The organism is Bradyrhizobium sp. CIR48, assembly GCF_014198315.1.
Classification (GTDB): Bacteria; Pseudomonadota; Alphaproteobacteria; order Rhizobiales; family Xanthobacteraceae; genus Bradyrhizobium.
In genome coordinates this window covers 114,169-120,837 of record NZ_JACIHG010000020.1, presented here as the reverse complement: position 1 = coordinate 120,837, position 6,669 = coordinate 114,169, and the positions used below count along the sequence as shown (strand labels likewise).

8 protein-coding genes are annotated in these 6,669 nt (G+C 62.7%); 6 read left to right on the top strand and 2 right to left on the bottom strand.

The window, feature by feature from the left end:
* Both GGD66_RS39720 and GGD66_RS39715 read right to left on the bottom strand, forming a co-directional pair.
* Positions 1-290, bottom strand: a 290-nt coding sequence (locus GGD66_RS39720; protein WP_183261976.1) for an ABC transporter ATP-binding protein, incomplete at its 3' end; no start/stop codon positions are given.
* A 6-nt stretch (positions 291-296) separates the two neighbouring features.
* Positions 297-1,121: a metallophosphoesterase gene (locus tag GGD66_RS39715; protein ID WP_183233450.1), complete on the bottom strand. Its 825-nt coding sequence runs from the start codon at positions 1,119-1,121 to the stop codon at positions 297-299.
* A 242-nt stretch (positions 1,122-1,363) separates the two neighbouring features.
* Here GGD66_RS39715 and GGD66_RS42540 point away from each other — a divergent pair, with 242 nt between their 5' ends.
* The 6 genes from GGD66_RS42540 to GGD66_RS39685 all read left to right on the top strand — a co-directional run bounded on the left by GGD66_RS42540 (position 1,364) and on the right by GGD66_RS39685 (position 6,668).
* On the top strand, positions 1,364-1,666 hold the full coding sequence (locus GGD66_RS42540) for a hypothetical protein (RefSeq protein ID WP_409333945.1): 303 nt from the start codon (positions 1,364-1,366) through the stop codon (positions 1,664-1,666).
* Positions 1,667-1,803: 137 nt separating this feature from the next.
* Positions 1,804-3,153: a PotD/PotF family extracellular solute-binding protein gene (locus GGD66_RS39705; RefSeq protein WP_183233449.1), complete on the top strand. Its 1,350-nt coding sequence runs from the start codon at positions 1,804-1,806 to the stop codon at positions 3,151-3,153.
* 79 nt (positions 3,154-3,232) lie between these two features.
* Positions 3,233-4,123 carry an ABC transporter permease gene (locus GGD66_RS39700; protein ID WP_091953806.1) on the top strand — a complete coding sequence of 297 codons (891 nt, stop codon included), beginning with the start codon at positions 3,233-3,235 and terminating at the stop codon, positions 4,121-4,123.
* Complete coding sequence (locus tag GGD66_RS39695) at positions 4,120-5,040, top strand: ABC transporter permease (protein ID WP_183233448.1); 921 nt, start codon at positions 4,120-4,122, stop codon at positions 5,038-5,040. Before GGD66_RS39700 ends, GGD66_RS39695 begins: the two co-directional genes overlap by 4 nt.
* Positions 5,041-5,048: 8 nt before the next feature.
* Entirely contained in the window at positions 5,049-6,155 is a 1,107-nt protein-coding gene (locus tag GGD66_RS39690; RefSeq protein ID WP_183234887.1) for an ABC transporter ATP-binding protein, read from the top strand.
* A gap of 21 nt (positions 6,156-6,176) precedes the next feature.
* On the top strand, positions 6,177-6,668 hold the full coding sequence (locus tag GGD66_RS39685) for a (2Fe-2S)-binding protein (protein WP_183233446.1): 492 nt from the start codon (positions 6,177-6,179) through the stop codon (positions 6,666-6,668).
* Position 6,669 lies beyond the last annotated feature (1 nt).

Sequence of the window (6,669 nt, the reverse complement as noted above, 5' to 3'; positions counted from 1 at the left end):
GCGATGTTGTCGAACACCGACATGTGGGGATAGAGCGCGTAATTCTGGAACACCATGGCGATCCTGCGCTCGTGAGGCCGCATATGGTCGACCGAAGTCCCGCCGATCGACACCGAGCCGCGGTCCTGCGATTCGAGGCCGGCGATGATGCGCAGGAGCGTCGACTTGCCACAGCCGGAGGGGCCAACCAGCGTCAGAAATTCGCCGTCCGCAATATCGAGGTCGATGTCGTTGAGGACGGATGTGTCGCCGAAAGCCTTATGGATGCCGCGCAATGTGAGACCGGCCATCGCAGCTCACGCCTCAGCTTCGCGCGGCGGATAGACCTCGTGCACGACGTCGTCGATCCAGTAATCGGTAAGACCTGGCACCGGACGAATGCTCACGTCGATGTTCTCGCCGTCGATGTCGTAGACCACCGCTCCAAGCCGTGCAGCGCCGCCCATCGGCGGCGCCAGTTTCTCACCGACCAGAAAGCCGGCCGCCGGCCCCCAAATGTAGTGCGTGCCGTTCAGCCGGATTTCGTGCCACCGATGCAAATGCCCACTGGCCACGATCTCCACCCGGTAGCCTTGCAGGAGATCGAGAAGGGCGCGGCGCGGCTCCGGCTTGACCGACCAGTAACCGGTGTCGGCCTCGGTCGGTGACTCGATGAACAGCGGCCGGTGCGTGAACCAGGCAAGGCGACGCCCCGCAGCGTCGGCCATCGCGGCCTCGAGCCATTCGGTCTGCCGCGCCTCTTCGGGGCCGCCGCCGAAGATCATCGAATTGAGGCCGATCAGGCGCCAACCGTCCACATCGCGTAGCCAGCGGTCGTCGCCGAAGTGGCGGCGAAAGCGATCGAGCCGCTCGCCATTTACCGGCTGATGCGGATTGCCGACCTCGCCGACGTCATGATTTCCCGGAACCGCCACGACTGGGACGCCGAGCGAGGCCAGTTGGGTCGCGCAATATGCTGCGTCGGTTTCCTGATCGGCTGCATCGACCGTCACGTCGCCGGTATGTATGACAAGATCTGGCTTATGCTGCGCGATCCAACGCGCAAGGGGCGCCCAGTTTGCCTCGAAGTGCTGCTTGCTCGGGCTGAGATGCGTATCGGAAATCTGAATAACTCGGACCATGACGTCTCTGCTTTGGGTCGCGTGTCATGCCGTGCGTTGGCCGCGCAGCGGTCTCTCGCTCGAATCAAACGCGTTACTTCTCGCTGCGCGAGGTTGGGATAGTCATCGCAATCGCTTGACGTGAGGTTTCTGGCGCTCTCCCGTTCCTTTGACGCCGCCAAGGGGCTTGGATGTTTTCGATAATTATACATATGATCGGCAATGGAGACAAATGTAATTTCTGGGCCGGAGTCTGAGACGCGGTGTTTCCCGAGCACCACGCCTTTCTCGGCGAGCTGCCGCTGTTTCAGGCGGTCGAGCGGCTACACCGGGCTGCGCCGGACAAGAAGCTCGTGATCGAGGTAAAGCAGGCGGTAGATGCGCAAGATCAGCGGCTGAAGGCTGTGAAGGCCAACACGGTCGCTTGTGGTGCGAGCAGGAGTCGTGCTCCGAGCAATTCGAGGAACGACGGACCGGAGAAGCTCCTATTCACCGCGATCGGCACATCGGCCTGCTGCCTTCCTAAGCCGCGTGCCGAGATGACGTGCAGAGAGTTGAGCCATTAGTGGCGCTTATGCCGTGAATTGCTACTTCCAATTTTACTTCGCAGAATCCCGCCTCTAGCCTCGCGCGCAACTGATCACATCCGCGGCCGGTCAATGGCGTCCGGCGCGAGCGTTCATCGTAACCAACGAGGGTTGCCATGTCTGACGGGGCTAAGGGGACGTCCACTTCCATTCCGGCGGGATCGGAGACGAAAGCTGCGAAAAAGTTGAGCCGGCGCACCCTGTTGAAGGGGGCAGCCGCGGTTGCGGGCGCAGCCGCAGGATCGGATGCGATCCGCGGATTCCCGACCATCTGGGCGCAGGAGATCAAGGACATCGAGCTGCGCCATGTCGGCGTCTCCTATTCGGTGGTGAAAGCGATCGGCGACCAGGCCGCCAAGGATCTCGGCTTCAAGGTGACGATGCAGAACCTCGACACCTCCGCCGCCATCAACCGCTTCATAAGCCAGCCTAATACGGTCGACATCGCCGACCTCGAGGGCTGGCAGGCCAAGCTTGCCGCCAAGCGCGGGGTGATCCAGGGCATCGAGGTCAAGAAGATCAAGGAGTTCGACAACATCCTGCCGATCTTCACCAAGGGCGAGATCGACGGCCACAAGATCCCGCGCCAGGGCATCTCGCCTTATGAAGCCATGTACATCTCCAAGCCCGACTCGACCGATCTGCACGACGGCGTCACCGAGTGGGCGACCTTCCTGCCGCAGGTCTACAACGCCGACTCCATCGGCTATCGCCCCGACCTCGTCGGCTATGAAGTGACCGAGTGGAAGGACCTGATCGATCCGAAATTCAAGGGTAAGGCCGCGATCCTCGACGTGCCCGCGATCGGCATCATGGATGCCGCGCTCTGCTTCGAAAGCGCCGGGCTGATCAAGTACGGCAACAAGGGCAACATGACCAAGGAGGAGATCGACTTCACCTGCAACAAGCTGATCGAGCTGAAGAAGCAGGGCCAGTTCCGGGCGACCTGGACCACCTTCGACCAGTCGGTGCAGCTGATGGCCGCGGGCGAGGTGGTCATCCAGTCGATGTGGTCGCCGGCGGTCGCAGCTGTCCGCGTCAAGGAGATTCCCTGCGTCTATGCGCCGGTCAACGTCAAGAACGGCAAGGAGGGCTATCGCGGCTGGTGCAACGGCATGGGCCTGATGAAGCATCTCTCCGGCAAAAAGTTAGATGCCGCCTACGAATATCTCAACTGGTACCTCTCGGGCTGGCAGGGGGGCTTCGTCGGCCGCTACGGCTATTACAGCCCGGTGCCGTCGACGGCGAAGAAATTCCTGACCGCTGCCGAATGGGATTTCTGGTACGACGGTAAGCCGGCGCCGGAGGTCATCAATGATCCCTACGGTGTGCCGATGGAGAAGGCCGGCACCAAGCGTGACGGCGGCTCGTTCCTCGATCGCGTCAAGAACATCTCGTGCTGGAACACGCTGATGGATGAAGCCGCCTACATGAACAAGCGCTGGAACGACTTCAAGGTGGCCTGAAACCTGCTTTCCCTGACTTAAGCGAAGCACCGGCGCGTGAACTGCGCCGGTGCGAGAAGACTTCGAGGCGTTCGCCGACATGCAGCCAAGGTCTAGTCCAGCTCAAAAGTCACCACGCGCAAATCTCGCCGGCTGGCTCTACGTGTCGCCGCTGGTGCTGGTGCTCGTGCCGTTCTTCGTCGCGCCGATCCTGGTTGTGCTGGCCGCAAGCTTCTTTGCGACCGACGGCTTCGGCGGACTGACGCCGGGCTTTACGCTGGCCAGCTACGTCGAGGTGCTGCATTCGGCGCTGACGCTGAAATTGTATCTGGCGACGATCAAGTTCACGGCGCTGACCTGGATATTCACCCTGATCATCGGCTTCTTCGTCGCGTACTTCCTGGTGTTCCACGTTCGCAATCAACTCCTGGCAATCGGCCTGTTCCTGCTCTGCACGGTGCCGTTCTGGACCTCGAACATCATCCGGATGATCTCGTGGATCCCGCTGCTCGGCAAGGAAGGCCTGATCAACCAGGCGCTGCTGGGGTTGGGCGTGATCCGGCAGCCTCTCGAAGTGCTGCTGTTCTCCGACCTCGCCGTCGTTATCGCCTACGTCCATCAGCTCACGATCTTCATGATCGTGCCGATCTTCAATTCCATGGCGCGGATCGACAAGAAGCTGATCGAGGCCGCGATCGATGCCGGCGCGAGCCGGTTCGACATCATGCGCCTGATCGTAGTGCCGATGTCCAAGAGCGGCATCGCGCTCGGCACCATCTTCGTGGTCTCGATCGTGATGGGTGACTTCTTCGTGGTGAAGGTGATGTCCGGCGGCGGTTCGGCCTCGGTGGTCAGCGCGTTCTACGAGGACGTCGGCGTGCTGCAATATCCGACCGCGGCGGCGAGCGCGGTGCTGCTGACCCTGGTGCTGGTTGCGATCGTCTCGCTGATCTTGCGCACCGTCGACATTCGGCAGGAGATCACGCGATGAGCGCGGTTCTCGCCGACATGCCCAAGACCGAAAAGTCCAAGACCGAAACGTCCAAGACCGTCGCGCCTGCGGCCACCAAGGCGATCGCGCCGAGCACGGGCCGCAGGCCCTGGACCTTCTACGTGCTGGCGACGCTGTTCGCTGCCTACGTCATCGCGCTCTACGGCCCGATGTTTTGCATCTACATCCTGTCTTTCCAGGACATTCGCGGCGGCCTCGTGTTCCCGATGAAGGGGCATTCGCTGCACTGGTTCGCGGACCTCGTCACCCAGGTCCGGACTGGGGACGTCAAGGGCTCGTTCGACCGCTCGATCAAGCTCGCGGTCATCGTCACCGTCATCACTGTGGTGGTCTCGTTTCTTGCCGGCCTCGGCTTCCGCAAACGCTTCGGAGGCGACAGCTTCGTCTTCTACATGATGATCGGCAGCCTGGTCGCGCCCGGCCTCGTGCTCGGTCTCGGCACGGGTCTCCTGTTCCAGGCACTCGGGCTGAATGCGAGCTGGTACACCTCGGCGCTCGGTGCGCAGCTGTCCTGGACGCTACCGTTCGGCGTGCTCGTGATGTTCGCGGTGATGTCGCGCTTCAACCATGTCTGGGAGGAGGCGGCCTACGACCTCGGCGCCAGCCGTTGGCAGTCGATTCGGCTGGTGATGATCCCGGTGCTTGCACCCGGCCTCGTCGCGGTCGCCCTGTTCGGTTTCACGCTGTCGTATGATGAGTTTGCGCGCAGCCTCCAGACCGCGGGCTCGCTAAACACGCTGCCGCTGGAAATCTGGAGCATGACGCTGAACGTCACTTCGCCCTCGCTTTATGCGCTCGGCACCGTGACTACCGTCGTCTCCTTCATCGTCATCGGCGCGAGCCTAGGCAGCATCGTGCTGATCCAGAAGAAGCGCGGCAGCAGTGCAAAGGGTTGAGCTGGGAAATGAAGAACGATCGCGGCGATATCGAACTGGCGGGTGTCTGCAAGAGTTTTGACGGCGCGACCTACGTGGTTGACGGCGTCAATCTTAGGATCGCGGACGGCGCCTATTGCTGCTTCATCGGCCCGTCCGGCTGCGGCAAGACCACGATCCTGCGCATGATCGCCGGTCACGATGATCCGACCGCAGGCGAGATCGTCATCGGGGGGCAGAATGTGGTCGGACTGGCGCCGGTGCAGCGCCGCACTGCGATGATGTTCCAGTCCTATGCGCTGTTCCCACATCTGACGGTGCGTGAGAACATCGCCTTTGCCTTGCGGGTGCGAGGCCAATCCAAGGCCGATCGCCTGCGCGCAGCCGATGCCATGATCGAGAAGGTACGGCTGACGCAATTCGCCGACCGCTTGCCGGCCCAGCTCTCCGGCGGCCAGCAGCAGCGCGTGGCGCTGGCGCGTGCGGCGATCACCGAGCCGCGGGTGCTGCTGCTGGACGAGCCACTGTCGGCGCTCGACGAGCAGCTCCGTGTGCAGATGCGCCAGGAACTGCGGCGGATGCAGCAGGAGCTTGGCATCACGTTCATCCACGTCACCCACACCCAGCTCGAGGCGATCGCGCTCGCCGATCTCGTCGTGGTGATGGAGCAGGGCAAGATCAAGCAGGCGGGAGCGGCGCGGGACGTCTACGCCCACCCGCACGATCGCTACGTCGCCGAGTTCATGGGCGGGCAGAACGTGCTGTCCGGCCGGGTCGAGAAGGTCAACGGCGCAAGCTTTACGCTTGCGCAGGCTGCGCCTGACGGCATCGAGGTGCCGCTTCTGGCGCGGCCCACCGTCAACGTCGGCGACAAGGTCGATATCGCCGTGCGCCGCGATGATGTTGCGCTGGTGCGGCCGGGCAGGGATCTGCCGCCCGGGTGCACCACGTCGCTGCCGAGCCGGGTGCTCGCGATCGAATATCAGGGCTACTTCGTCAAGGTGATGCTCGACACCGTACCGGACGACGAGTTCGTCGCCTATGTGCCGGAAAAGACCTTCTTTGCGGACCCCTTCACAGTCGGCGATGTCGTGATGGCCACATGGGCCGCCGGCAGCGCCTTGCCTCTCGCCTAAAGACCAATCGCGCACAGGAGTATGACCGTGCAGATATCCTTCACACTCAACGGCCGGCCAACCACCGTGGACGTCGAACCGGCGACGCTCGTCGCCGGGCTGCTGCGCGAGCAGCTCCATCTCACGGGCACCCATATCGGCTGCGACACCAGCCAGTGCGGCGCCTGCGTAGTGCATCTCGACGGTTTGCCGGTGAAGAGCTGCACGCTGCTGGCTCCGGCGCTTGATGGCGCGACGCTGCTCACCATTGAAGGTCTGCAAGGTGCGCCGGGCTCGAACCAAATGCATCCCATGCAGGAGGCCTTTCGTGAGCATCACGGGCTGCAATGCGGGTTCTGCACACCCGGCATGTTGATGACCGCGGTCGCGCTCGCCGCGGAGAAGTCTGACCTGACAGAGGCCGATGTCCGCCATGGCCTCGAAGGCAACATCTGCCGCTGCACCGGCTACCAGAACATCGTCGTTTCGGTGCTGGCTGGCGCTGCCGCCATGAACGCCGCCAAGGGAGAGTGAC

Bases quoted from the DNA above. Each gene is read 5' to 3' on its own strand.
- GGD66_RS39715 (WP_183233450.1), bottom strand. From the start codon at position 1,121: ATGGTCCGAGTTATTCAGATTTCCGATACGCATCTCAGCCCGAGCAAG.
- GGD66_RS39705 (WP_183233449.1), top strand. From the start codon at position 1,804: ATGTCTGACGGGGCTAAGGGGACGTCCACTTCCATTCCGGCGGGATCG.
- GGD66_RS39700 (WP_091953806.1), top strand. From the start codon at position 3,233: ATGCAGCCAAGGTCTAGTCCAGCTCAAAAGTCACCACGCGCAAATCTC.
- GGD66_RS39695 (WP_183233448.1), top strand. From the start codon at position 4,120: ATGAGCGCGGTTCTCGCCGACATGCCCAAGACCGAAAAGTCCAAGACC.
- GGD66_RS39690 (WP_183234887.1), top strand. From the start codon at position 5,049: ATGAAGAACGATCGCGGCGATATCGAACTGGCGGGTGTCTGCAAGAGT.
- GGD66_RS39685 (WP_183233446.1), top strand. From the start codon at position 6,177: ATGACCGTGCAGATATCCTTCACACTCAACGGCCGGCCAACCACCGTG.